17 protein-coding genes and 1 pseudogene are annotated in these 25,682 nt (G+C 70.3%); 10 read left to right on the forward strand and 8 right to left on the reverse strand.

Annotated elements, in window-relative coordinates:
• Positions 1 to 51: 51 nt before the first annotated feature.
• Positions 52 to 1,236, reverse strand: a complete 1,185-nt coding sequence (locus tag ACFYWQ_RS29665; RefSeq protein ID WP_389520512.1) for a YncE family protein — start codon at positions 1,234 to 1,236, stop codon at positions 52 to 54.
• Positions 1,236 to 2,036 (reverse strand): polysaccharide deacetylase family protein, encoded by an 801-nt coding sequence (locus ACFYWQ_RS29670; RefSeq protein WP_389520514.1) that lies wholly within the window; start codon positions 2,034 to 2,036, stop codon positions 1,236 to 1,238. Before ACFYWQ_RS29670 ends, ACFYWQ_RS29665 begins: the two co-directional genes overlap by 1 nt.
• 102 nt (positions 2,037 to 2,138) lie before the next feature.
• On the opposite strand from ACFYWQ_RS29670, the gene ACFYWQ_RS29675 reads away from it, so the two are divergent.
• Entirely contained in the window at positions 2,139 to 2,606 is a 468-nt protein-coding gene (locus tag ACFYWQ_RS29675) for a hypothetical protein (protein WP_389520516.1), read from the forward strand.
• Between the two features lie 162 nt (positions 2,607 to 2,768).
• Here the strand turns inward: ACFYWQ_RS29675 and glgX are convergent, their stop codons facing one another.
• Complete coding sequence (gene glgX / locus ACFYWQ_RS29680; RefSeq protein WP_389520518.1) at positions 2,769 to 5,003, reverse strand: glycogen debranching protein GlgX; 2,235 nt, start codon at positions 5,001 to 5,003, stop codon at positions 2,769 to 2,771.
• Between the two features lie 152 nt (positions 5,004 to 5,155).
• On the opposite strand from glgX, the gene ACFYWQ_RS29685 reads away from it, so the two are divergent.
• The 8 genes from ACFYWQ_RS29685 (at position 5,156) to ACFYWQ_RS29720 (ending at position 15,275) form a co-directional block, all read left to right on the forward strand.
• Positions 5,156 to 6,400, forward strand: coding sequence for an Ig-like domain-containing protein (locus ACFYWQ_RS29685; protein ID WP_389520520.1), 1,245 nt, complete (start codon positions 5,156 to 5,158; stop codon positions 6,398 to 6,400).
• 144 nt (positions 6,401 to 6,544) lie between these two features.
• Positions 6,545 to 7,795, forward strand: coding sequence for an Ig-like domain-containing protein (locus ACFYWQ_RS29690; protein ID WP_389520522.1), 1,251 nt, complete (start codon positions 6,545 to 6,547; stop codon positions 7,793 to 7,795).
• Positions 7,796 to 8,101: 306 nt separating this feature from the next.
• Positions 8,102 to 8,869 carry an enoyl-CoA hydratase/isomerase family protein gene (locus ACFYWQ_RS29695; protein WP_389520524.1) on the forward strand — a complete coding sequence of 256 codons (768 nt, stop codon included), beginning with the start codon at positions 8,102 to 8,104 and terminating at the stop codon, positions 8,867 to 8,869.
• 321 nt (positions 8,870 to 9,190) lie between these two features.
• On the forward strand, positions 9,191 to 9,694 hold the full coding sequence (locus tag ACFYWQ_RS29700) for an ATP-binding protein (protein ID WP_389520525.1): 504 nt from the start codon (positions 9,191 to 9,193) through the stop codon (positions 9,692 to 9,694).
• Between the two features lie 91 nt (positions 9,695 to 9,785).
• Positions 9,786 to 9,881, forward strand: a complete 96-nt coding sequence (locus ACFYWQ_RS29705) for a putative leader peptide (protein WP_384651063.1) — start codon at positions 9,786 to 9,788, stop codon at positions 9,879 to 9,881.
• A 111-nt stretch (positions 9,882 to 9,992) separates the two neighbouring features.
• A complete protein-coding gene (locus tag ACFYWQ_RS29710) occupies positions 9,993 to 11,426 on the forward strand; it encodes a sulfatase (RefSeq protein WP_389520526.1) in 1,434 nt (477 codons plus the stop codon).
• A gap of 172 nt (positions 11,427 to 11,598) precedes the next feature.
• Entirely contained in the window at positions 11,599 to 13,422 is a 1,824-nt protein-coding gene (locus tag ACFYWQ_RS29715; protein WP_389520528.1) for an ABC transporter ATP-binding protein, read from the forward strand.
• Positions 13,419 to 15,275 carry an ABC transporter ATP-binding protein gene (locus ACFYWQ_RS29720; RefSeq protein ID WP_389520529.1) on the forward strand — a complete coding sequence of 619 codons (1,857 nt, stop codon included), beginning with the start codon at positions 13,419 to 13,421 and terminating at the stop codon, positions 15,273 to 15,275. Before ACFYWQ_RS29715 ends, ACFYWQ_RS29720 begins: the two co-directional genes overlap by 4 nt.
• Before the next feature lie 206 nt (positions 15,276 to 15,481).
• Here the strand turns inward: ACFYWQ_RS29720 and ACFYWQ_RS29725 are convergent, their stop codons facing one another.
• The 3 genes and pseudogenes from ACFYWQ_RS29725 to ACFYWQ_RS29735 form a co-directional block, all read right to left on the reverse strand.
• Positions 15,482 to 15,886 (reverse strand): hypothetical protein, encoded by a 405-nt coding sequence (locus tag ACFYWQ_RS29725; protein WP_389520530.1) that lies wholly within the window; start codon positions 15,884 to 15,886, stop codon positions 15,482 to 15,484.
• 80 nt (positions 15,887 to 15,966) lie between these two features.
• Entirely contained in the window at positions 15,967 to 19,995 is a 4,029-nt protein-coding gene (locus ACFYWQ_RS29730) for an SGNH/GDSL hydrolase family protein (protein WP_389520531.1), read from the reverse strand.
• 532 nt (positions 19,996 to 20,527) lie between these two features.
• Positions 20,528 to 21,371: pseudogene (locus ACFYWQ_RS29735) on the reverse strand (IS5 family transposase).
• Between the two features lie 294 nt (positions 21,372 to 21,665).
• On the opposite strand from ACFYWQ_RS29735, the gene ACFYWQ_RS29740 reads away from it, so the two are divergent.
• Entirely contained in the window at positions 21,666 to 21,995 is a 330-nt protein-coding gene (locus ACFYWQ_RS29740; RefSeq protein ID WP_389520533.1) for a hypothetical protein, read from the forward strand.
• On the opposite strand, the gene ACFYWQ_RS29745 is transcribed toward ACFYWQ_RS29740, so the two are convergent.
• Positions 21,992 to 22,651: a hypothetical protein gene (locus ACFYWQ_RS29745; protein WP_389520535.1), complete on the reverse strand. Its 660-nt coding sequence runs from the start codon at positions 22,649 to 22,651 to the stop codon at positions 21,992 to 21,994. The two genes, ACFYWQ_RS29740 and ACFYWQ_RS29745, sit on opposite strands and share 4 nt — an antisense overlap.
• A gap of 32 nt (positions 22,652 to 22,683) precedes the next feature.
• Entirely contained in the window at positions 22,684 to 25,677 is a 2,994-nt protein-coding gene (locus ACFYWQ_RS29750; RefSeq protein WP_389520536.1) for a hypothetical protein, read from the reverse strand.
• Between the last annotated feature and the right edge of the window lie 5 nt (positions 25,678 to 25,682).

A 25,682-nucleotide genomic window follows, 5' to 3' on the forward strand; every position in this document is an offset into this window, starting at 1 on the left:
GCGGCGGGTCGTGGACCCTCACCCGTGCGTGGCGTGTCAACTGACCTGCGGTCAGCGGAAGATGCCGGTGTGGCCGAGCGAGTAGCGGCCCGGCTGCGGGTAGACGGCGAGGCCGTGCGGGCCGGCGCCGACCGGGATGCGGGCCAGCTGGACGCCGGTGCGGGTGTCGATGGCGTACACCTCGTCGTCGTACCGCCCGGACAGCCACAGGACCTTGCCGTCCGCGGAGACACCGCCCATGTCGGGGCTGCCACCCTGGGGCAGCTTCCACTTCTTGGTCAGCCGGCCGAGGGTGAAGTCGAAGACGGAGACGGTGCCCTCGCCGCGGTTGGAGACGTACATCTCCCGGGAGTCGCGGCCGACGTAGAGGCCGTGGCAGCCCTTGCCGGTGGGCAGGAGGGTCGGCTCGGTGAACTTGTCGCCGTCCAGGACCCACATGCCGTCGGCCATCATGTCGGCGATGTAGAAACGTTTCCCGTCCGGTGAGATCTTCACGTCCTGCGGCATCGCGCCCTCGAAGGGCAGCTGCTGCTGCCCGACGACCTGCATCTTCTCGGTGTCGACCTTGAGGATCTCGCCGCTGAACTCGCAGGAGACGATGAAGTAGCGGCCGTCGGCGGAGAAGTCGGCGTGGTTGACGCCGTAGCAGGTGACCGGTTCGGCCTTCATCCGCTTCATGGTGTGCGGGTCGAGGAAGACCAGCTCGCGGTCGAGGGAGGCCATGACCACGGCGTACTTGCCGTTGGGCGTGAAGTAGAGGTTGTACGGGTCGTGCACCTCGACCTCCTCGCCCGCCTTGCCGGTCCGCGGGTCGATGGGGGTGAGGGTGTGGCCGCGGTTGTTGTTGACCCACAGGGTCTTCAGGTCCCAGGAGGGCACGACGTGCTGGGGCTGGCGGCCGACCTTGATGGTCTCGATCACCCGGTACGTCGCCGGGTCGATGACGGAGACGGTGTCGGACTCGGTGTTGGGGACGTAGACGCGGGACGGGAAGCCCTTGACCACGGGCGAGAGCCGGCCCGGACGGTCGGCGGCGTAGACGTCCTCGGGGTCGAGGACCGGGGGCATGCCGGGCAGGCCCTGGGCCGCCGCCTTCCGGGTCGGGGCGGGGACCGTGGTCCCGGTGGACTCGGGCGCCGCCTTCCCGGTCCCGGCCCGGGGTGCGGTGCCGCAGGCGGCGAGGGCGGTGAGGGCGGCGCCGGCGAGCAGGGCGCTTGTCACAGTCGTGCGGTGCATCAGCTCAGCAGCTCCGTGGTGGTGACCGCGCGCAGACCGCGGCGGTGGAGTTCGGCCAGGACGGCGGGGAGCGCGGCGACGGTGTCCGCGTACCCGAAGTGCAGGCTCACGACGGATCCGCCTCGGATGCCGTCGAGGACCGTGCGGGCGACGGCGGGGCCGCCGGGGGAGGTGAAGTCGAGGGAGTCGACGTCGTAGGAGAGGACGTGCGGGTAGCCGGCGCGGCGGGCCAGGGCCGCGACGGCCGGGGAGGCGCGGGCGGTGCGGGAAGGGCGGAACCAGGTGCCGATCGATCCGGTGAGCCCGCGCAGCCGGTCCGCGCACGCGGTGATCTCCCGCTCCGCCTCCGCCGCGGGCAGGGCGTTGATGTCGAGGTGGCGGTGGGTGTGGTTGCCGAGGTCGTGGCCGCCGTCGAGGATGCGGCGGGCGAGGGCGGGGTGCTCCTCCAGCCAGGTGCCGACGGCCAGCACGGTGACCCGGGCGCCGTGCCGCTCGGCCTCGGCGAGGAGGGCGCGGGCGGTGGCGGGGTCGCCGTTGCCATGGAAGGTGAGGGCGACGCGGGGTCGGTCGCGGGGGCCGTGGGTGATGTGGGCGGCGTGGCCGGGGTAGGCGCGGGGGGCGGGGGCCGCCGGGGCGGGGGTGGCGGCGGGAGCGGGGGTGGGGGACGCGGGAACCGGGCGGGCGGCGGCGCCGGAGGAGGGGGCGGCCGGGGCGCACGCGGCCGCCAACGCGCTCCCTGCGACGATCCCGGCGCCCGCCCGGAGCGCGGCTCGGCGGTCGGTCGAAGTCACCCGCACCATTTAAGGGGCAATGAGCTACAAAACGGGCTATTCACCCATTGGCGCCGGGAGGGCGTCGAGCGGTGGCACGCTGGAGTCCCCCTACGCCGGATGGTGAATCCCGTGAACTCCTTTGCCGCGACGCCCTCTTCGCACGTCTCGTTCCGGCTCGGGGTGTGGCAACGCGCGCTGCCCATAGCGCTCGGGATCCTGGGCGGCACGCTGTTCCTGTACGTCGTGCTCGCGGTCACGCACGGTGGGATGCCGACGCCGGGTGAGCTGAGACAGATGGCGTCCGTGGCCCCGCTCGCCGTCGTGGTCGCCACGTTCCTCCAGCGGAGGGACGGCGTGATCCTGACGCCGGACGCGCTGGTGGTCGCGGGCCTGCGGCGGCGACGGATCGCGTGGGCGCACATCCAGCGGCTGGAGGTGCGGCGGAGTCTGGGCTGGCGTCAGGTGATCGTCTGGACGGTGGACGGACGCGGTACGACGCTGCGGGCGCCGGCGTCGCCCGGGGATCCGGACTTCGAGGCGAAGGTGAGGACGCTGGTGGAGTGGTGGGAGACCCGGCGGTCGACGCCGGCCGGGTGAGCGGGGCGGCCGGGTGAGCGGATCGGCCGGCTGAGCTGATCGGCCGGCTGAGCTGATCGGCCGGCTGAGCTGATCGGCCAGCTGAGCTGATCGGCCAGCTGAGCGGATCGGCCGGATGAGCGGGCCGACCGGACCGAGGACGCCGCGCCCCCGCCCCCGCCCCTACCCCACGACCCGCAACAGCAGCACCGCCCGCGCCGGTACCGTCACCTCCGCCCCCGCCCGGTGCGTCACCCCCGGTGCCTCCGCCTGCTCCTCCCTCGACGTGTCGACGACCACCTCGTACCGCTCCGCCCACGGCGGGCCGGGCAGGACGAAGCCCACCGGGCGGTCCCCCGCGTGCAGGACGGCGAGGAAGCTGTCGTCGGTGATCGGCGCCCCCCGCTCGTCGCGCCCCGGGATGTCCCGGCCGGACAGGTACATGGCCAGGGTGGCGGCGGGGGCGTACCAGTCGCCCTCCGTCATCTCCGTGCCCCGCGCCGTGAACCAGGCCAGGTCCCGCAGCCCGTCCGCGGAGTGCGCCCGCCCGGAGAAGAAGGCCCGCCGGCGCAGGACGGGGTGCCGGTGGCGCAGGGCGATCAGACGGGAGGTCAGGTCGAACAGGGCCTGCCAGCCGGGATCCTCCAGCAGCCCCCAGTCCAGCCAGCTGATCTCGTTGTCCTGGCAGTAGGCGTTGTTGTTGCCCCGCTGGGTCCGCCCCAGCTCGTCCCCCGCGACCAGCATCGGCACGCCCGTGGACAGCAGCAGCGTCGTCATCAGGTTCCGCAGCTGCCGCCGCCGCAGCGCCCGGACCCGCTCGTCGTCCGTCTCCCCCTCCGCCCCGCAGTTCCAGGCGCGGTTGTCGTCGGTGCCGTCCCGGTTGCCCTCGCCGTTGGCCTCGTTGTGCTTGCGCCCGTAGGAGACCAGGTCGCGCAGGGTGAAGCCGTCGTGCGCCGTCACGAAGTTGACCGAGGCGTACGGGCGCCGTCCGCCCCAGGCGTACAGGTCGCTGGAGCCCGACAGCCGGTACCCCATCTCCCGTACGTCGGGCAGCGCGTGCCGCCAGAAGTCGCGCACGGCGTTGCGGTAGCGGTCGTTCCACTCCGTCCACAGCGGCGGGAAGGCGCCCACCTGGTAGCCGCCCGAGCCCACGTCCCACGGCTCGGCGATCAGCTTCATCCGCCGCAGCACCGGGTCCTGCGCGATGACCGCCAGAAAGGGCGAGAGCATGTCCACGTCGTGCATGGAGCGGGCCAGGGCCGCCGCCAGGTCGAAGCGGAAGCCGTCCACCCCCATCTCCGTCACCCAGTACCGCAGCGAGTCGGTGATCAGCCTCAGCACGTGCGGCTGGACCACGTGCAGGGTGTTGCCGCAGCCGGTGTAGTCGGCGTACCGGCGCGCGTCGGACTGGAGCCGGTAGTAGCCGCGGTTGTCGATGCCCTTCAGCGACAGCATGGGCCCGAGCTCGCCCGCCTCCGCCGTGTGGTTGTAGACGACGTCGAGGATCACCTCGATCCCGGCCGCGTGCAGCGCGCGCACCATCCGCTTGAACTCGCCGACCTGCTGCCCGGTCGTCCCGGAGGAGGCGTACGCGGCGTGCGGGGCGAAGTAGCCGATGGAGTTGTAGCCCCAGTAGTTGCCGAGCCCCCTGCGCAGCAGGTGGTCCTCGTGGGCGAACTGGTGCACCGGCAGCAGCTCCACCGCCGTCACGCCCAGCTTCACCAGGTGCTCGACCGCCGCCGGGTGCGCGAGGCCCGCGTACGTGCCGCGCAGCTCCTCGGGGATGCCGGGGTGCAGCCGGGTGAAGCCGCGCACGTGCAGCTCGTAGATCACGGAGTCGGCCCAGGGGGTCTTCGGGCGGCGGTCGTCGGCCCAGTCGTCGTCATCGTGGACGACGACGCCCTTGGGGACGTGCGGCGCCGAGTCCCGTTCGTCGCGCACGGTGTCGGCGACCTGCTGCTGGGGCCAGTCGCGGACGTGCCCGTACACCTCGGGCGGCAGGCGGAAGTCGCCGTCCACGGCGCGGGCGTACGGGTCGAGCAGCAGCTTCGCCGGGTTCCAGCGGCCGCCGGTCCAGGGGTCCCAGCGGCCGTGCACCCGGTAGCCGTAGCGCTGGCCGGGCATCACCCCGGGGACGAAGCCGTGCCAGATCTCATGGGTGAGCTCGGTGAGCCGGGCGCGGGTCTCACGGCCCTGCTCGTCGAAGAGGCACAGGTCGACCGCCTCCGCGCCGCCCGCCCAGAGGGCGAAGTTGGTGCCCGCCACGCCGTCCGGGCCGACCCGGAACCGGGCGCCGAGCGGCATGGGCGCGCCGGGCCGCACGGGGACGCCCGGCGTCCTGCGCGGTGCCCCGTTCACGACGGCGGAGGCAGCGGTGCGCTGCTCCGCCACCGTCTCCTGCTCGGCTGCGCTGGACACCGTTGCGCCTCCCGCGGCTCGTGGCACGACGCGGGCCAAGGGCGTACGGCGTCCCGGCCGCGGCTCCCCGTAGCGTCGTCCTCCCCCCTGTTCTGCCCAGAGCGTGCCTCGCACTCACGTTTCCCCGGAGCGGGCCCGTCGTTGGGTACCGCGTGAGGCACGTACAACGGCGCGCGCGGCGCGCGGGGGCCGTCCTGGCCGCCGTCATGACATGGGCAGCACTGCTGGCGGGGGCCGCCGGCTGCACCGGGGACCGCCCCGGCGGGCTCGACCGGATGCTCGGGAAACCGCCGGCGCCCGAGGAGGTCGTCCGCGTCACGCCGGAGGACGGCGCCAAGGGGGTACGCCCGGACGGCGGGCTCGGGGTGCGGGTCACCCGAGGGCGCCTGGAGTCGGTGAAGGTCGTCCGGTCGCAGGACGCGCAGGAGACCCGGGTGCCGGGCCGGATCTCCGCGGACGGCCGCAGCTGGCGCCCGGACGACGGCCGGCTCGCGCTCGCCGCCCGGTACACGGTCGACGCGGTGGCCGTCGACGACGACGGCCACCGCTCCGCCCGCCACACCACGTTCACCACGTACGTCCCCGAGGAGCGCTTCATCGGGTACGTCACGCCCGAGAACCGGGCCACCGTCGGCACCGGGATGATCGTCTCCCTGGAGTTCAACCGGGAGATCGAGCACCGCGCCGCCGTCGAACGCGCCGTCGAGGTCACGGCCGACCCGCCCGTGGAGATCCGGCCGCACTGGTTCGGCGGCGGCCGCCTCGACTTCCGCCCCGAGGACTACTGGCGGCCGGGCACCGAGGTCACCGTCGCCCTGCGCTTCCGCGACGTCGAGGGCGCGCCGGGCGTCTACGGGCTCCAGGACAAGACGTTCTCCTTCACCGTCGGCCGCCACCAGGTCTCCGTCGTCGACGCCGCCCGGCACACGATGAAGGTGCGGCGCGAGGGCGAGCTGATCGCCACCGTGCCGGTCACCGCCGGGGCGCCGAAGACGACGACGTACAACGGGAAGATGGTGGTGACCGAGATGCTGGAGCTGACCCGTATGAACGGCGCCACGGTCGGCTTCCGGAAGAAGAACGGCAAGAGCGAGTACGACATCCCGGACGTGCCGCACGCCATGCGGCTCACGGCCTCCGGCACCTTCCTGCACGGCAACTACTGGGCCGAACCGCAGGTCTTCGGGCGGACCAACGTCAGCCACGGCTGCGTGGGGCTGCGGGACGTCAAGGGCGGCGGCCCGGACACGCCGGCGGGCTGGTTCTTCGACCGTTCCCTCGTCGGGGACGTCGTCGAGGTCGTCCGCAGCAAGGACAAGCAGGTCGCCCCGGACAACGGGCTCGGGGGCTGGAACATGACCTGGGAGGACTGGACGCGGGGCAGCGCGGTGGAGTGACCCTTTCCTCCCGGGGGCGAAGTTGGGACGGAACGGTGACATGTGGGGGCCGTCCACGCCGCTGACCTTGTGGTTAATATGCGCGCAGCGCGGGGGACACGCCCGCGTGCGGGCCTGACCGGCCCGGGGGAGGGGAGAACGGACTTGAACGTGCGACCGATATCGGGGGCATCGGTTGGCGGGCGCTCACGCGGCCGCAACAGGGGGCTGGCACTGATCGTCGGAGGGCTGCTGCTGGCCGTCACGGCCTGCGGCGGTGGCGGGGACTCCGACGCCGGCTCGCAGAAGGCGGGCGACGTGGCGGCCTCCGGCTCCGCCACCGCGCAGAGCGGGCAGTCGGAGGCGGTCGTCACCATCGCCCCGAAGGACGGCGCCCAGTCCGTCGACACCAGCGGCACCCTCAAGGTCACCGCCGCCCAGGGCAAGCTGACCGAGGTCGTCGTCAAGGACGCCGACGGCGCCACGGTCGACGGCGCGATATCGGCCGACGGCTCCGGCTGGACGCCCGCCACCCATCTGGCGGCCTCCACCCGCTACCAGGTGCACGCGGTCGCCAAGGACTCCGCGGGCCGCACGGCCGCCGAGGACTCCTCCTTCACCACGCTGAGCCCGCAGAACACCTTCATCGGGAACTTCACGCCGGAGGACGGCTCCACGGTCGGCGTCGGCATGCCGTTCTCGGTCCGCTTCACGCGGGGCATCACCGCGCCGGACGCCGTCGAGAAGGCCATCACCGTCACGACCGAGCCGGCCGTCGACGTGCAGGGCCACTGGTTCGGCAACGACCGCCTCGACTTCCGCCCCGAGCAGTACTGGAAGGCCGGCACCAAGGTCACGGTCGAGCTGAACCTGGACGGCGTCGAGGGCCGCAAGGGCGTCTACGGCAAGCAGTCCAAGACCGTCTCCTTCACCATCGGCCGCAACCAGGTGACCGTCGTGGACGCCAAGAAGCACACCATGAAGGTCACGCAGGAGGGCAAGGTCGTCAAGACCATCCCGGTCACCACCGGCAAGCCCGGCTACGCCACCTGGAACGGCCAGATGGTCATCAGCGAGAAGTTCACGGTGACCCGGATGAACGGCGACACCGTCGGCTACGACGGCGAGTACGACATCAAGGACGTCCCGCACGCCATGCGGCTGACCAACTCCGGCACCTTCGTGCACGGCAACTACTGGGGCGGCGACGCCTTCGGCAACTACAACGCCAGCCACGGCTGCATCGGCCTGCGCGACGTGCGCGGCGGCTACGACAGCGGCGTACCGGCCGCGTGGTTCTTCAACCACTCGATCGTCGGCGACGTGGTGGTCGTGAAGAACTCCACCGACCCGACGGTCGACCCGTCCAACGGCCTGAACGGCTGGAACATGTCGTGGGCGGAGTGGACGAAGTAGGTTCCACCGCCCGGCGGGCCCGGTGCCGTGACCCACGGCACCGGGCCCGCCGTCGTCTGTGCCCGCGCTCGTGGACGGCCCCCGGCCGGATGTGACCCACCGCATGGGACCGACCGACGTTAGTTGTCATGCCCCACCTGCCCGGGGGACGACCCCCGGACCCCCGGCCGGGTGTGACCCACCGCATGGGACCGGTCGACGTTAGTTGTCGTGCCCCACCTGCCCGGGGGACGACCCCCGGACCCCCGGCCGGGTGTGACCCACCGCATGGGACCGGTCGACGTTAGTTGTCGTTAACCTGCTTGCATGACCGTGAATCTCGAAGTCTCCGAGGGCGTCGGCACGCTGCGTCTGGACCGCCCGCCCATGAACGCGCTGGACGTCGCCACGCAGGACCGGCTCAGGGAACTCGCCGAGGAGGCGGGCCGTCGTGACGACGTACGGGCCGTCGTCGTGTACGGCGGCGAGAAGGTGTTCGCGGCGGGCGCGGACATCAAGGAGATGCAGGCCATGGACCACACGGCGATGGTCCTGCGCGCCCGCGCCCTGCAGGATGCCTTCACCGCGGTGGCCCGTATCCCCAAGCCGGTGGTGGCGGCCGTGACCGGCTACGCGCTGGGCGGCGGCTGCGAGCTGGCGCTGTGCGCGGACGTCCGCATCGCCGCGGACGACGCGAAGCTGGGCCAGCCCGAGATCCTGCTCGGTCTGATCCCCGGCGCGGGCGGCACCCAGCGCCTCGCCCGGCTGGTCGGCCCGTCCAAGGCGAAGGACCTCATCTTCACGGGCCGGATGGTCAAGGCGCAGGAGGCCCTGACGATCGGCCTGGTGGACCGGGTGGTCCCGGCCGGCGAGGTGTACGCGCAGGCGCACGCCTGGGCCGCGAAGCTGGCGCAGGGACCGGCGATCGCGCTGCGCGCGGCGAAGGAGTCGATCGACACGGGCCTGGAGACGGACATCGAGACGGGCCTGGCGGTGGAACGCACCTGGTTCGCGGGCCTGTTCGCGACCGCCGACCGCGAGACCGGCATGCGGAGCTTCGTGGAGGAGGGTCCCGGCAAGGCGAAGTTCCTGTGAGCGAGCGTGAGCGAGCGGGCGGTGAACGGTGAGGCAGCTCTCGCCAAATCTGGGTGAAACGGCTTGCAATTGACGGGCCGTCTTACCCGGCTCCCTCGATGGGGCGGTTTACGGGAGCCTTAAGGCACCCTTAAGCGAGCTGCGCCGAGGGAGCCCGCCCCCTCACCTCCGGACGCTTCGTCGTCGCAGGTCGGCGCATGGTTTCCAGGCCTCGGCATGCCAACGGCACATGCCAGGTGACGTGTGGGGAACGAGGGCTCCCGGGGGGCGCATTCCCCGGGAAGCACCACGGCGACGTCGCCGGACGGCCATGATGGGGGCATGGCGGGGCTGGAGGGTTCTGAACAGCCGCGAGGGCACGGGCGTGTGACCGCGGCACGCTGGTCGCCCGCGGTCGAGGACGAACGGGCGCTCAAGGCGCTGGAACTGTTCGGCAACCCGACGGAGGCCGAGGTTCCGCTGCCGTCCCGTCCCGAGTCCGCCGCCACCGCCCGGCGGCTCGCCCAGGTCGTCGTCCTGCGCCAGTGGCAGCTCACCCCCAAGATGACCGAGGACACCGTCCTGCTCGTCTCCGAACTCGTCGGCAACGCCGTCCGCCACACCGGCGCCCGCACCTTCGGCCTGCGGATGCGCCGCCGCCGCGGCTGGCTCCGCGTCGAGGTCCGCGACCCCTCCCGCGGACTGCCCTGTCTGATGCCGGTCCAGGAGACGGACATCTCCGGACGGGGCCTGTTCCTCGTCGACAAGCTGTCCGACCGGTGGGGGGTCGATCTGCTGCCCCGGGGGAAGACGACGTGGTTCGAGATGCGGGTGGCGGACCGGTGACGAGCACGCCTCCGGCAGGGCGGAGGCCGCGGGTCCCGCTCCGTGGACGGCGCCTTGACGGCACGGTCCGACGATGGCACCGTTCGCGATCATGAGGATCCCCGCTGACCACCGCCGCGCGTGCGTCGCGCTCGTGGAGCGGCGTCACGTCGACCTGTGCCGGCAGTCCAGCGCCATCTGTCGCTGAGCCGTAGCCCTCTCGCCGCTCCCCCCCTTCTCCCTTTTCTCTTTGCTTCTTCTCTTCGCTTCTTCTCTTCGCGCGCCCTCCCCCGGGGCACGCCGATCACGAGGATTCCGCATGCCCGAAATATCCCGTCGTACCTTCGGCGGCCTGGTCGGTGGCGGTGCCGTGACCGCGGTCGCCGGTACGGCCGGCAGCGCCGAAGCCGCTCCCGAGTCCGCGTCCGCCTCCGCCTCCGCCTCCGCCTCCGCCGAGCGTCCGTTCCGGGCCCGTTCCGCCGCCGGTTCCGGCGGGCGGCCCAACTTCCTGTTCATCCTGGGTGACGACCTGGGCTGGGCGGACCTGTCGTCGTACGGCGCACCGCACATCAAGACGCCCAACCTGGACCGGCTGGCCGCGCAGGGCGTGCGGTTCACGAACGCCTACTCCGGCTCCGCGACCTGCTCCCCCACCCGGTTCAGCCTGTACACCGGCCGCTACCCGGGACGTACGCAGGGCGGGCTCGCCGAACCCATCGGCAACAAGACGCAGGGACTGGACCCGAACCACCCGACCCTGGCCTCCCTGCTGAAGAAGGCCGGCTACTCGACCGCCCTCATCGGCAAGTGGCACTGCGGCTGGCTGCCCGACTACAGCCCCACCAAGTCGGGCTGGGACGAGTTCTTCGGCAACTTCGGCGGCGCCCTGGAGTACTTCTCCAAGCTGGGCCAGCTCGGTGACTACGACCTCTACGAGGGCGACGCCGAGTACAAGGACCTGCGCTACTACACGACCGTCCTCACCGAGCGGGCCGTGGAGTACGTCTCCCGGGACCACGACGAGCCCTGGCTGCTCAACCTCAACTTCACCACCCCGCACTGGCCCTGGCTGGGCGAGGGCGACGAGGAGACCGGCGCCGAGATCGCCGCGAAGATCCGCGCCGGCCAGGTGCTGAGCGGCCTCCTGCACAACGACGGCGGCTCGGTGGAGAAGTACACCGAGATGGTGGAGAACCTCGACGCCTCCATCGGCAAGGTGCTCACCGCGCTGAAGCGCTCCGGCCAGGAGCAGAACACCGTCGTGGTCTTCGCCAGCGACAACGGCGGCGAGCGGTTCTCCTACCTGTGGCCGCTCAGCGGCGCCAAGTCGGAGCTGCTGGAGGGCGGCATCCGGGTGCCGACCATCCTGCGCTGGCCCGCCCGGGTCGACGGCCACCAGGTCAGCGACGAGCCCGTCTTCTCCCCCGACTGGACGGCGACCCTGCTGGAACTGGGCGGCGCCCGCCCCGCCTCGACGCACCCGCTCGACGGCCACAGCCTCGCCGGCTATCTGCTGCGCGGCGAGGAGGTGCCCGAGCGCGACCTGTTCTGGCGGGTGCGCGGCAACCGGGCCCTGCGGCGCGGCGACTGGAAGTACTACCAGGACTCCTCCGGCACGGACCACCTGTACGACCTGGCCCAGGACCAGCGCGAGCAGGCCGACCTCGCCACCGACCGGCCGGAGCTGCTCGCCGAGCTGAAGGCCGCGTGGGAGAAGACCGCGGGCGGGCTGCTGCCGTACCCGGCGGCCTGACCGGCGACCACAGTCGACGGACTTCATTCGATCGAGTGACGCAGAGCTACGGGCTTGACCACCCGACGCCGTGTTCGGCACCCCGAACGCGCAGGTCGCGGCGGTCGGGCCCGGGGCCCGTCCGGCCGAAACTCGGTGGGCGATGTCGGTGGCGGTCCGTAGGCTCGCGGTGATGCCGACGACATACCCCACCACCAAGAACCGCTCCGCGGTGAGGACGTTGCTGCGCCTGTGGCCGTACGTGCGGCCCGTGCGCGCGCGGCTGTTCACCGCCGCCTTCGTCGCGATCGTCGCCTCCTGTACGGCGCTGGTGATCCCGCTCGTCCTGAAGTGGATGGTGGACGGCCCGGTCGCCGACCGGGACCCGGCGGGCGTGTGGCTGGGCGCGCTGTACCTGCTGCTGCTGGGCGTCGCCGAGGCGCTCCTGTTCGGGCTGCGGCGGTGGCTGGTCGCCCGGCCGCTGTCGCACGTCGAGGCGGAGATGCGGGCGGACCTCTACCGCCGCCTGCAACGGCTGCCCATGGCCTTCCACGACCGATGGGCCTCGGGACAGCTGCTGTCCCGCGGCACCACCGATCTGATGCTGCTGCGTATGTTCCTCGCCTTTCCGCTGACGTTTCTGCTGGTCAACGGGGTGACGATTCTCGTCGGCGTGGTGATCATGCTGGTGCAGGACTGGACGCTGGGTCTGATCGTCCTCGGTCCGGCCGTGCCCGTCGTCGTCACCTGCGTGCTCTTCGAGACCCGCTACACGCGCGTCGCGCGGCTCGCGCAGGACCAGGTCGGCGATCTGACGACGGTCGTCGAGGAGAGCGTGCTCGGCATCCGGATCATCAAGGGCTTCGGACGGCACCGCAGCCAGGCGCGGGCGTTCCGGCAACTGTCGCAGACGCTGCGCGGGACGGAGCTGCGCAAGGCCCGGCTGCTGGCGACGCTCTCGGGGATCATCGTCGCGCTGCCCGAGGTGGCCGTCGGGGCCGCGCTGGTGCTGGGCGCCGTGCGGGTGGCGGACGGCGAGCTGTCCGCGGGGACGCTGGTCGCCTTCCTGTCCACGGCGCTGGCCCTGCGCTGGCCCGTGGACTCGATCGGCTTCCTGCTGGCGATGAGCCAGGAGGCGGCGACGGCGACGGAGCGGTACTTCGAGGTGATGGACGAGCGGCCGGAGTCGTCGACGGCCGCCACCGACCGTTCGACGGCCGTGGTCGGCCGTTCGGCCCCCTTGAACGGGGAGGGTGACGGGGCCGGTGAAGGCCTCCGCTTCGAGGGCGTCGTCTTCCGCTACCCCGACGCCGCCCCCGACTCCCCTCCCCTCCTCGACCGTGTCGACCTCCACGTCCGGCCCGGTGAGTCCATGGCGCTCGTCGGGGCCACCGGGAGCGGCAAGACCACCCTCACCGCCCTGGTCCCCCGGCTGCACGAGCTGACGTCGGGGCGGATCACGCTGGACGGGCAGGACATCACCGCGCTGCCCCGCGAGGAACTGCGGTCGAAGGTGGCCGTCGCCTTCGAGGAACCCACCCTCTTCTCCGCGAGCGTCGGGGAGAACGTGCTGATGGGCGCCGACGACGACCGGGCCGGCGCCGACGAGCTGGGACGGGCGCTGGCGGTGGCGCAGGCCGAGTTCGTGCATGCCCTGCCGCAGGGCACCCGCACCCAGGTCGGCGAACAGGGACTCAGTCTCTCCGGCGGTCAGCGGCAGCGGATCGCGCTCGCCCGGGCCGTCGTGGGACGGCCCCGCTTCCTCGTCCTGGACGACCCGCTGTCCGCGCTGGACGTCCACACGGAGGCCGCCGTGGAGGCGGCGCTGCGTCAGGTCCTCGCCGACACCACCGCGCTGATCGTCGCCCACCGCCCCTCCACCGTCCTGCTCGCCGACCGCGTCGCCCTGCTGTCGGGCGGCCGGATCACCGCCGTCGGCACCCACCAGGAGCTGCTGCGCACCAACGCCGAGTACGCCCACCTCATGTCCGGGGACCAGGAGGCCGACCGACGATGACCACCCCCACGACCTCCTCCCCCACCGTCGACGAGCCGGACCCGCCCCGCGAGCGGGAGGCCGGCGACCCCTTCGACCGGGACGTCCTGCCCACCCCGCCGGGCGCCACGGCCACGCTGCTGCGGTCGCTGCTCGCCCCCATGAAGGCCCGCGTCGCCCTCACCACGCTCCTGCTGCTGCTCCAGCAGGCGGCCGTGCAGGCGGGCCCGCTGCTGGTGGCGTACGCCATCGACCGCGCCGTCCCCGCGTTCCGGGACGGCGACACCCGACCGCTGGCCGCCGTGGGCGTCGGCTACCTGCTGTGCGCGCTGGCCTCGGGCGGACTCCAGACCGCCTTCCTGATCGCCGCCGCCCGGGTCAACCAGGACGTGCTGCTGGACCTGCGCGGGCGGATCTTCCGGCACGCGCAGGCGCTGAGCGTCGACTTCCACGAGCGCTACACCTCGGGCCGGCTGATCTCCCGTTCCACCACGGACGTGGAGTCGCTGCGCGAACTGCTCAACGAGGGCCTCCAGGAGCTGGTCGGGGTCGTCCTGTCCTTCGTGTACATCTCGGCGATGCTGCTCTGGCTGGACCTGGGGCTGGGAGCGGTCGCGGTGGCGTCCTTCGGGCCGCTGTACCTCCTCGTCCGGATCTACCGGCGGCGCGCCGCACGGGTGTACCGGGCGCGGTCCACCGCGATCGCGGCTGTGATCGTGAAGTTCGTGGAGACGATGAACGGCATCCGCCCGGTGCGCGCGTTCCGCCGCGAGGCCGTCAACGACGCCGGGTTCCGGGTGCTCAACCAGCGGCACGAGCGGACCAACGGCGACGCGCTGCTGGAGATGGCCCGGTACGTCACCGGATCGCGGCTGGTGGCGAACACGGCCGTCGCGGCGATCGTGCTGTGGGGTGCCCACCGGGTGGCGGACGGCTCGCTGGAGCTGGGGGTGCTGGCGGCGGCGGTGCTGTACCTGCGGCGGCTGTACGACCCGATCGACCGGCTCGGCATGTTCCTCAACTCCTACCAGTCGGCGGCGGCCTCGCTGGAGAAGATCGCCGGGCTGCTGGCGCAGACGCCGTCGGTGCCGGAGCCGGCCGCGCCCGTGGAGCTGCCGGCCCGCCGCTCCGGGTTCCCGGGCCGGGAGGTCGTGTTCGACGGCGTCGGCTTCGGCTACCGCACCGGCGGCGAGGTGCTGCCCCGCTTCGACCTCACCCTGCCGGCCGGGCAGACCGTCGCCGTGGTCGGCTCCACCGGCGCCGGGAAGTCCACGCTGGCCAAGCTCCTCGCCCGCTTCTACGACCCCACGGCGGGCCGGGTCCTCCTCGACGGCGTCGACCTGCGCGACCTCGCGGTGCCCGAACTGCGGCGCGGGGTGGTCATGGTGACGCAGGAGGCGTTCCTGTTCTCCGGCACGGTCGCCGAGAACATCGCCGTCGGGCGGCCCGACGCGACCCGGGAGGAGATCGAGCGGGCGGCGAAGGCGATCGGCGCGCACGAGTTCATCGGCGCCCTGCCCGACGGCTACGACACCGACGTCCGCAAGCGGGGCGGCCGCATCTCCGCCGGTCAGCGCCAACTGGTCGCCTTCGCCCGGGCGTTGCTCGCCGACCCGGCCGTACTGATCCTCGACGAGGCGACCAGCTCCCTCGACGTCCCCGGCGAGCGGGCCGTACAGGCGGCGATGGCGACGGTGCTGGCGGGCCGGACGGCGGTGGTGATCGCCCACCGGCTGTCGACCGTGGAGATCGCCGACCGGGTCCTCGTCATGGAACAGGGCCGGATCGTCGAGGACGGCAGCCCCGCCGAACTGATCGCGGGCACCGGCCGGTTCGCGGACCTGCACCGCGCCTGGCGGGACAGCCTGGCCTGACCGGGCCACCTCTACGATGGAGCCGTGCCCGGCGATCCGGACCTGGTCCGGGTCGGCGGCTCTTCAGGGGGAATTGATCGTCGAACTGCTGCGCGAGCAGACAGAGGAGATCCGCCCACCCCTGAGCCACCGTGCGTCCAGCGCATACCACTGCACGACTTAGCCGCCGGTCACAGAGCGCGCGCCCCGGCGTTGGTCATGCCCGGTCAGGTGGGATTGCACTGCTGAAGGGGAAGCCTCGTCCTGCCTGGTTCGCCCTCGGCACCCTTCTGGAAACGGAAGGAGTAGCAGCGGTAGGCGCGTGAGGGCAAGGTGCCGAAGAAGCTGGAGTCCTGGTAGGTCGCGAAGAGCTCGACGACGGTGGTCAGCGACTGGTCCGACGGCGCGTAGGAGACGAGAGTGCCGGAGTTCCGCTGGGCGATGGCGCGGATCCGTTCCTGGCTCGGGTAGCTGCCGCGCGTCTCGCCCCGCACGTCGTCCTCGTACGACTTCGCATGCCTGGCTATCTGCTCCAGTGCCTCTTTCTCATGGCGCTCGTTGGCGCTGTTCTGGCGGTGGGCCATGAACATGAGCGTTCCCGCGGCGAGCAGCACGAGGACGATGGGCACCATGAGGGCCACCATGCAGCCGGGGGCCGGTACCCCGCCGCGGTCGGACCGCGACGGAGCACCGGCAGAGGAAAGAGTCCGATTCACTGGCCCTCTCGCTTTAGTGCGGCGGGACCCAGCATCATGAACGCCTGCGCGTAGGCGGTGGTACCCGTCTTGTTCGCGTGGTAGCTCTCACGGCTCAGGCAGTTGTCCCCCCAGAACCACCAGCACAACGGCGTCGCGGGGTCGTCCTGGTGGAAGTCGCCGTCACCGTTCGGCCCGGCCACCACCCCGTTGATGCCTTCCGTCGCGTCGCAGATGCGCTTGCCCTCGAACGCCGACTGCGGCGACTTGTAGCGCACGTTCTCCGCGGACATGGAGGTCGCGAGCTCGCTCTGTCTGTCCTCGAAGTACTGGGCCATGTCGTTCAGGATGACACGCTGAGACGCGCTCACCAGCGTCGAGCAGGCCTCCGTACGGCTGAAGAGCAGGGGATACCCCATCAGCGAGATCGTCGCGTTCGGCGCTGCGGAATGGATGTTGCTCAGCAACGTCCCGGTCTGCGTCACCGCGTCGTCGATGTCCGCCTGCATCGAGGCTTCGTCGGGACATCCGCTCTCCACACAGGCCTGGATCTTCTTGTCGAACCGGGCGTCGTTGCCGCCGATGGTCAGCATCACCAGGGTCGTGTCCGAGCTGAGCACCCCCGAGTCGATCTGCAGCTTCTCGTGGAAGTTTCCGTCGAAGCCCCAGGTCTCCTTGCCCGTGGTGCCGTCCACGGGCGTGCCCGAATCCGCCTGCCACGTCTTGGCTCCGGAACAGGCGACGAACTGGAAGTCCAGACTCGCGTCGTAGCCGTCCGCGAGCGTCCCGACGGTCTGAGACTGGTTCGGGAGAGTCACCTTGCGCGGCCATGCGTTCGGGCTGCGCCGACAAGCGTTCCAGCTGGTCTCCCCGTGATCGCGGTCGCTGACGTGGTAGTAGTCCCCCGAGCCCTCGCCGGAGGTGTAGGAGTCGCCCATCGCGACGACCACGTCCTGCGGTTTGCCCGGGAGGCTCTGGAAGGCGACCGAGCTGTACGCCACATCCTCGTCGGCGGTGCCGTCGTCGGCGGTGTTCGTGAGCTCCACCTGGGGAGTCCCGGTGAAGTGGTAGACACCGAGCTCGGCCCAAGTGTTCGCGCTGTAGTGGGTGTTGATGTAGCGCTCCCGGTCACCGCCCGCCACCCCGCGGATGGTGTAGTGGGCCTGCTGGGTGTGGGCGCCGGTATCGGGCAGGTGCACGAACACCCGGGCCCAGCCGTTCAGGTTCTGGCCGAGAGTCCAGGTCCCCTTGACCGTCATCACCCCGTTGTCACCGCCGAGGTGGGCGGCGTTGCGGGTGTGGGCGTACCAGAAGTGGCCGTCGTATCCGCCGCCTATCTGGTACAGGTCGCCCTTCGCCTCGTACTGACCGAGGCCGGGGCCGACCGAGCCGTCGGAGTTGAACGTGAACTCGAAGCTCCCGTCGTCGGTACCGGTCGTACCGCACGAGCTGTAGGTGTTCGTGTTGTCGGGCACGGAGTTCACGACCAGCGCGCCCGCGGGCAGACCGTCGTTGGTGCAGGTCGGAGTGCCGTACTGGAGCCGGGTGCCGCGGCCCGGTTCGGCGACCAGAGTCACGTACTTGATGTTCTCGAAGCCGCAGGTGGTCGTGCAGTCACTTTTCCAGGTGGCGTTGGACTCGTGCCACCAGTACTGGGTGTAGCAGGCCGCGTCAGGGCAGTCTGGCGGGTTGGCGGAGTCGCACGTGTTCTTGCTGTTGCAGAACGTGTCGAGCGACGGCGTCGCGTGCGCGCGGTTGTACTTCGCGCTGCCCACGACCGAGTAGGGATCGGCCGTGCCGTTCCAGTAGGCGGGGCGGAAGCCGGCGGACGAGAAGCCGGACTCGCCCGGCCAGTCCTGCCGGCCGGAGGTGGCGTAGGAGACGCCGGTGTCCATGGACCAGGAGGCCCAGCCCAGCACTTTCTCCTCGTACGGCCAGTCCTGCGGATGCGCGGCGTCCTTGGCGGCGTCCGGGTCGATGTCGGTGTTCATGAAGGCCGAACGGGACGGCGGATACACGGGGTTGGCGGGGTTGTTGTACCAGCCCAGGCCCCAGTTGCCGTTCGCCGACTCGGCGCTGCGGGGATTGAAACCGAGGTTGTAGTTCCACAGGGCGGCGAACCAGTTCTCGGGCTTGGCCGGGTCGTCGTTGTTGACGGTGATCGTCTGTGCCGACTCGTGGAGCTCGTTCCATTTGTCCGCGAGGATGTACAGGGAGGCGGCGATGTTCACCGAGTAGTCCAGGGCGACCGCGCGCTGGGTGGCCGCGGGCAGCGCGGTCTCGCCCTCCTTCTCGTACCCCGCGAGCCGCATGCCGTCGGTGACCTGTCCGACTCCGTAACCGCAGTCGGAGTTCGCCCAGTTGATCTTCCAGTACGACGCCGCGTCGTCGCCCTTGTGGCCGTAGAAGCCGGCGTAGGAGGCCAGCGGGCTGCCCATCTGGCCCGGGACCGCGCCCGGTTCGGCCTGCCACAGGTTCGACTCCTGCGCCATCACACCGAGCAGCACGTTCGCTGGGATACGGCCGCCGCCGGTCAGGGACGGGCGGGGGAAGAGGCCCTGCGGATCGATGGTGCCGATCCCGATCTGGTCGCGCCAGCCGCCCTGGGTGATCCAGTTCGAACGCAGTTCACCGCGTACGGCCATGTCGACAGCCCACTCGACCTGGTTCGGAGTCGGTTGCAGCGCCTGGGAGTTGACGTCGTTGCGCGGCACCGAGCACCAACGGTCGGTGTCGACCGGATCGTTGGCCCGGGAGTCGGCGGCGGTGAGGTCGGCGGCGGCGGTGCCGGTGAGCGCGGGGGACACGGAGGCGCTTGACCCGGCGGTCGTGGGCTCCGCCACCGACTGGGTGAGCTTGGCTTCGGTGGGGGTGGCCGTGGACGTCACGGTGGTCGGCTCGTCGTCGGCCACGGTGTCCGGCGCGCCCTCCGCGGTGCCCTCCGGCCCCGGGCTGCTCTTCGTGAAGTTCTGGCCCGCGTCGTTGATCCGGGCCAGGCCGCGGCGGACGCCGGGGGTGAGCACGGGGTCGACGGCGAGGCGTCCCAGGGTGGAGACGTCCGTCTCCGCGGAGGCGTCGAGGCGTGTGACGCCCGTGTCCCCCAGGTGCGTGGCGGACGGTTCGCCGGTGAGGAACACCCGCCCCTCGACCCCTTGACGCAGGGCGAGTTCGCCGAGTTCGCCGGCGGCGATCACGGACGGCTCGCCGTGTCCGCGCCACAGCTTGGCGTGGGCGGTGGAGTCGCCCTCGTGGTCGAGGAAGGCGACGTGTCCGTTCGCGGTGAGCCGGATGTCGAACGGAGTTCCGTCGGCGGCGGCCAGCGTCGTCGTACGGCCCGCCTTGTCGATATGGACCAGTTCGTTCCCGCGCCCGCCGATCGCGCCGTCCTTGACCGGCACCGCGCTGGTGATCTCCCCCGCGGTCACCGCCGAACCGATCGTCCTGCCCGCCGCGTTGACGGTCACCACCCGGGTCTTCGTCTTCGCCGGGTCGTTCATGTCGCGGAAGGCCGTGAAGGCGGCGGTGTGCGTGACCGTGTTGCAGGACGGGTCGAAGTAGGCGAGCGACACGGTGAACGGCAGCTTCACTACATGGCCGGTGGCGGTGTTGACGATGGCGGCGAACGCGCCGCCCTGCATCAGGTCGGGCTTGTTGGTGAACGCGCGGGGCGCGTACACGGCGGCGATGTGATCGGTGTCCATCACGCACTGGTTGCCGATCCAGGTGTCCGCCGACAACGTCGGCTCCGACAAGGAGGCGACCGTCTTCCAGACGTATGCCTTCGCCGAATCGGCGACCAGGATGTTCAGGCCGTCGGTGTCGGCCGCGCTCGTCACCGCCCGGTCCTTGGACGCCTTCCAGCCTGTGCCGAGCTTCTTGCCCGGATCGTCGACCTGGCCCGAAGGTGTCGGCGTGGCCTGTTCGTCGACGCGGCCGGGCTCGGGTGCCGCGGTCGCGGGCCCGGCGGCTTGCAGGAGGCCGCCGGTCAGCGCGGCGCAGGCCGCCGCGGCGGCCCATCCTCGTCTGTATCGGCTTCTTCGTCTCAAGGGTTCTCCAAGGTCCGGAAGAGCAGTTGATGGCACGGACTCCACAGCCGCACCGGTGCATGGGGCATCGGCTCAGCGGCGGAGGGCTTCGGCGGGCTGGCTGAGGATGCTTCAGTTCCGCGTGACAGCAACGATCCCGATGGAAGGGCAGCGCAAGGCCGCTGTCACCACCGCGTGTTTCCTCTTATACGCACAATCAAAAATGTTCCCCTTTCTATTTTCCGACGGGAGTGAACTCATCGACGTAAATCTTCGGAACCTGCGGAACGGGCCCCATGTCTTCCGAGCCGATCACCGCTTCATCCCGTCCTGTTTTCCCGTCCATCGATCACCGGTAGTGAGGGGATCTTCACAGGCAGGCGGATGTCATGGCCATGAAGTTATGTGATCGAGACCTGCCCGGGTTCGTCACCAAGGGTTCGGAGGGGTGACACGAAGTGCCAGGTTCTGCATTCCGGCTCTCCTGTCGCTGCCGCCCCGCCTCCGGGGCGAACCTCTGCACGGCTTAGAGGTCGCGCGGATAGGCGTGTGCTCATGGGCAGCGGGTCGGGTTCGTCCCAGCGGTGGGTCGTCCATGCCCGACGGATTAGGCTACGCACGGTGATGATGGTGTCGGCCAGGCCGAAGAAGGCGTCGATGATGACGGTGGTCCGGCGCTCGTAGCAGCGGGCGAGACGGTGGAAGGCGTTCTGCCAGGCGTGGGTGCGTTCCACATACCACCTCTGACTTGCCTGGATCGGTGCCTTCTCGCCCTTGTGCGCGATGCGGCCGTGCAGGCCACGTTCGTCGAGCAGGGCGCGGGTCTTGTCCGAGTCGTAGCCGGCGTCCAGGTGGATGGTGATGTCGTCGGGCAGTGGTCGCAGGTCGTCCAGGCGGTCCAGGGTCAAGGCAACCAGCGGGGAGTCGTGACGGTTGGCTCCAGCCAGCACGCGTCCCAGTGGGATCCCGTAACCATCCGTCATGCCCGAGCGTTTCAGGCCCTGTTTGCCGCGATCGACCGGTGAACGCCCCGCGACCTCGCCGCCGCCGGGGGCTTTGGTGATCGAGCCGTCGATGGCGATCCGCTCCAGGACAAGGCCGACGATCCGGTCGTAGGAGGCCAGCGCGATCTGCTTGAGTTAGGCGAAGACGCCGAGGGCGATCCACTCGTCGCGGCGGTTGCAGATCGTGGTAGCCGAGGAGGTCGTGTCGGCGATCGCCTGATAGGAACAGCCGAAGCGCAGGAGCTGCAGCAGCTTGTCGAAGACGATCCGGTCGCTGATGCGTGGGCGGTGGCAGCCCAGCGGATGGGTCGGCACGTAGGCCGATCGCGCAGGCAGCAGGGCGGCGAATTGGCCCCAGAGTGGTTCGGTCAGCCATGATGGCAGTACAGGCACAGGTCTCCCCGGTGATCACAGAGCGTCGCAACTCCATGATCGCCAAGACCTGTGCCTGCTTTGCTGCCGGGGTCCACCAACGCGCCTACCTGCGCGACCTCTTATTCGATGGGCAAGCGTCATCACCCTGGGTAACCTGCGACCTCACCCACGAGACCAAGAGTGCGCATCGTCGCCCGACCCCAACGCTGCGCACAAAGCCCGGATTCTGACGTTTCTGCAGGAGCCAGTGCCAACGAAATCGCGGAACCTACAATAGAATACGCCTCCGGCAATCTACGCAGAAGAGGAACTGTGAAGAAGGCGCGCATATGTCTCGTATTCACGTGCATTCTCCTGGCCGCCGCATGCGGGGGAAGTGACACGGCCGTCGACACGTCTCAGCTGTCAGACCAGGAGAAGGAATGGGTCGAGTATTCCTACGCCCACGAGAAGAACGACGAGACGAAACGGGCATGGGAAGAACTGTCCGCCGAAGGCGTCAAGTCCTACCTTGAGCGGCAGCTCCCCACTCTGTGCGGGGACACTGCCTCACTCATGAAGAGCCTCAAGGAAGCCGGCTATGAAGCGGGCGAAGCCCAGGACTACAAGGAGAAGGTCGACGACCTCCTCTGCTCGCCCTAGGCCACCGCACCTCCAAGGATCCGCAGCGAGTACTTGTCGTAGGCCCGGTGCAGAACCATCACCACCGGTCCCGAGACGAGCACCCCGCTCACCACGTACTCCTTCTTGTTTCCCGTCGCGGCGACTCTCTTCTCATACAGGGAATCGGTCTCCTTTTTCGCCTGTTTCAGCCACGAAGAGGCCTTTTCTTGGTCGACTCCCGTCACATCGAGTGCGGTGCAGGCAGCGAGGAAGCCATCGGATTGATCCGATTCATCCGTGCCGGTTCTGCACAGCAGCGACGACAGGTTCTCGCCATCGACATATCCGGCGGAGATCGTCATCCCGTTCTCGCCGCGCCCGTTGACATAGGTTCTGTTCTTTCCGTCGGGCATCTCCTGCTCGACGGGCTTGTCCAGTTTGAGCTTCCAGTCTTTCGAGAGGCCGGCGAGGAATTCCTCGCCGGTGTATCCGGCGGCCATGGTGTCCGCCGCCCCGAAGGTGGGCCGCTTGTCGCTGGTCACCGCGTGTTTCGGCAGATCGGCGGCGCGCGGCACGATCCGTGTCTTCGACGGCACCGGGCTCGGCGCCGCTGACTTCGTCAGGTCGGGCGCCGCCGTATCGGAGTCGTTGCGGGTGCAGGAGACGGCTCCCGCCGTGCCGATGACGAGAGTCATCAGCACGGCGGGAACGCGGAGAGCTGGGCGCATCACGCTCCACCGTCGACCAGGGCGCACGGGCCGGGTTCGGCGGTGCTGTACGGAACGAAGGCGATGGCGTCGAACACCACGTTGTCGTCCCCGGTGCCGGCGGAGTGGAGGTTGTCCGCCTCGATGTAGCCGCCCTTCCAGAAGGTGAAGGTGCCCATCTCGAACCAGGTCTCCTGGCCGTTGCTGCGGTTCGCCTGGTTGACGGTGCAGTAGTCGGGCGCGGCGCCGTACGCGTTGTCGCCCGGGATGAAGCGGTACCGGACGGTCGCCTCCGCACCGTGGCTGGGCAGGTGGAGGTAGACCTTGTAGCGCTGACCGCCGAACGTGTCCCCGGAGGGGAGGTCGGACTGGTTGACCTGCCAGCGGCCGGTGATCTTGTGGAAGTAGTCGGTGTCGGGGTAGTTGTGCGTGAAGTAGACGTGGTGGTCGTACCCGGCGCCGAGCTGGTGCAGGTCGATGGGGGCGATGTAGGGGGTGGCGCGGTAGGTGTAGTCGTCCCTCTCCATGGTGATGTTGTCACCGGTCTGGAGGGTGAACTTGCCGTCGTCGGCGCCCTCGAAGTCCCCGCAACCATAGGTGTCTTCGTGCTCGCCGAGGTCGTCGACGATGATCGCGTTGGTGTAGACGCTCGGGTGGTCGATGCACGGGCCGTGGCCGTACTTGCTCTCAAGGGCGGGCTCCGACGAGCCGAGCGTGTATCTCAGCGCCTCCGTACTGGAGTTGGCGCTGCTCTGCGAGCCGATCCAGCTCACGCTGCCGCTCCAGTAGCACGCCGAGTCCCAGCTCGGGCACGGGTCGGCCGCGTCCGGGTCGCACGCGTTGGACGAGTCGCAGAACGCGTCGAGCGGGGCGGCCGTGACGACGTTGAACGGCATGGTCGGCTTGACGTACGAGGCCACGCCGTCCCAGGTCATCTGCGGGACTTCCGCCCAGCCCAGGATCTTCTCCTGGTAGGTCCAGTCGCCGGGGTGGGAGGCGTCGTCGTAGCTGTCGCGCAGGAACGGCTGCCGGTCGGCCGGGTAGTTGGGCTTGATCGGGTTGTTGAAGTAGCCCAGGCCCACGGAACCGGAGGTGTAGACGCCGGAGTTGTAGCCCCACAGCGCCATGTACCAGTTCTCGATGTAGTCCGGGCTGCCGTTGTTCGCATTCATGCCCAGGGCCTTGAGCTGGTTCCACTTCTCGGCCAGGATGCTCAGCCCGGCTGCGATGTTCGCCGCGTAGTCGGTGGTGACGGCGCCGGCGTGCAGGGTGTCGAGCTGCTCGCCGTGGAGTTCGGACATGCCGGTCGTCACCTGGGCGATGCCGTAACCGCAGTCGGCGCTGCCCCGCCTGGGGTAGTCGTGGATGCCGTTGAGGTTGCCGTACCAGTCGGACTTGGTGACGTTTCCCGAGTCGCCGTTCACGGAGTGCCAGGACGCCTGCTTGAAGTTGGACTCCTGGGCGAGGATACCGAGCATGACCTGGGCGGGAATCTCACCTCCGCCGGTCAGACCCGGCTTGGGGAACAGGCCCTGCGGGGTGTAGGCGCCCAGGCCCGTGTCGTGCCAGTCCGCCGGGCGGGACACCGTCAGCTCTCCGTGCACGGCCTGGTCGACCGCCCACTCCACCTGGTTCGCACTGGCCTGGAGGGCCTGGCGCTTGGGGTCATTGCGCTTGACGATGCAGGGGGTTTCCATGTCCGCGAGCTTGCCGACGACCTGCGCACCGTCTCCGGACAGGCACTGTGATTCCGGGCCGTCCTCACCGCAGGTGAGCGGGTCGTCGTCATCGCCTGTGGCCGCGGCGAACGCGGCCGGGTCCAGCGACAGCGAGGAATCCGCCTGCGGCCGCTCGCGGTCGGCGTCCACGAGGGTGCTGGCCTTCGCCCCGGTCTTGACCGCCGTAGCCTTGATGGTCAGGGATCCGACGCCCTCGTCCGACGGCGAGCCGAGGGTGCTGGTGATGCCCTTCATCTGCTCGGAGAACACCGAGTTGGTCACCAGGTGGCCCTGGCGGGAGATGCCGACGACACGGCCGTCCACCGGGTGCTTGGCGAGCCCCGGCGCCTTGCTGGTGTCGATGTCCGCCACGTCGCCGACGACCGCGTCGCCGTCGGCCAGCGGGAGGAGTTTGACGTCCCCCTTCGGGGCGCGGCCGAGTTCGGTGAAGTCCCCGCCGTCGTAACGGGAGATGACGCTGCTGTCGCCGTCGACGGTGCCGATGTCGACGGTGCCGTTCTTGGAGGCGGTCAGCGCGAACATCGGGCCCGGTACCGCGGCGAGCTTGCGGGCGGAGAGCTTCTTGCCGTTGGCCTTCAGGTCGACGAGGTTGCCGCCGAGGACGCCGACGGTGCCCTTCTGGGTGGGCGTGACGTGGGTCAGGTAGCCGTCGACGGTACGGCGGGAGGTCACCGTTCCGGTGGGCGCGTCGACCGAGATCACGGTCGTGTCGCCGACGGAGGTGTCGGTGGCCGAGCTGGAGGTGAACGCCACCTCGTCGCCCGTTCCGCAACCCGGCGTGAAGTAGGCCAGCTGCACCCGGTCGGGAACCTCGGTGACCTTGCCGTCGGAGAGCCGGATCACCGCGGCGAAGGCACCGTTGTCATACGCTCCGGGCTGGTTGGACCAGACCGACGGGGCGTAGACGGCCGCCGCGTAGTTCCCTGATCCGGTGGTGCAGACGTAGCCCGTCCAGGGGCCGACCTCGGACAGGTCCGTACGGTGGAGGCGGGCGATCTCGTAGAAGGAGAACCCGTCGCTCTCCTTCGCCGCGAGGATGTGTAGTCCCTCGGCGTCGCCGGTGGCCTGGACGATCGCGTCCGATGACGAGGCGTAGTCCGATCCGAGCTCCTTGTCGGGTGCGGAGAACATGCGGGGTGCCGTGCCGTCAGCGGCGGCCGTCTGCACCGGGGTGTCCGGGGAAGCCAGCGGGAGTAGCGCGGCGGAGGCCGCCAGCACGCTCAGGGCTATCAGCGGATTCGTGGAGAAGAATCTCCGGAGACGTCTTCTGCGCATCTTCT

The sequence above is a fragment of the Streptomyces sp. NPDC003247 genome (assembly GCF_042888135.1).
Taxonomy (GTDB): Bacteria; Actinomycetota; Actinomycetes; order Streptomycetales; family Streptomycetaceae; genus Streptomyces.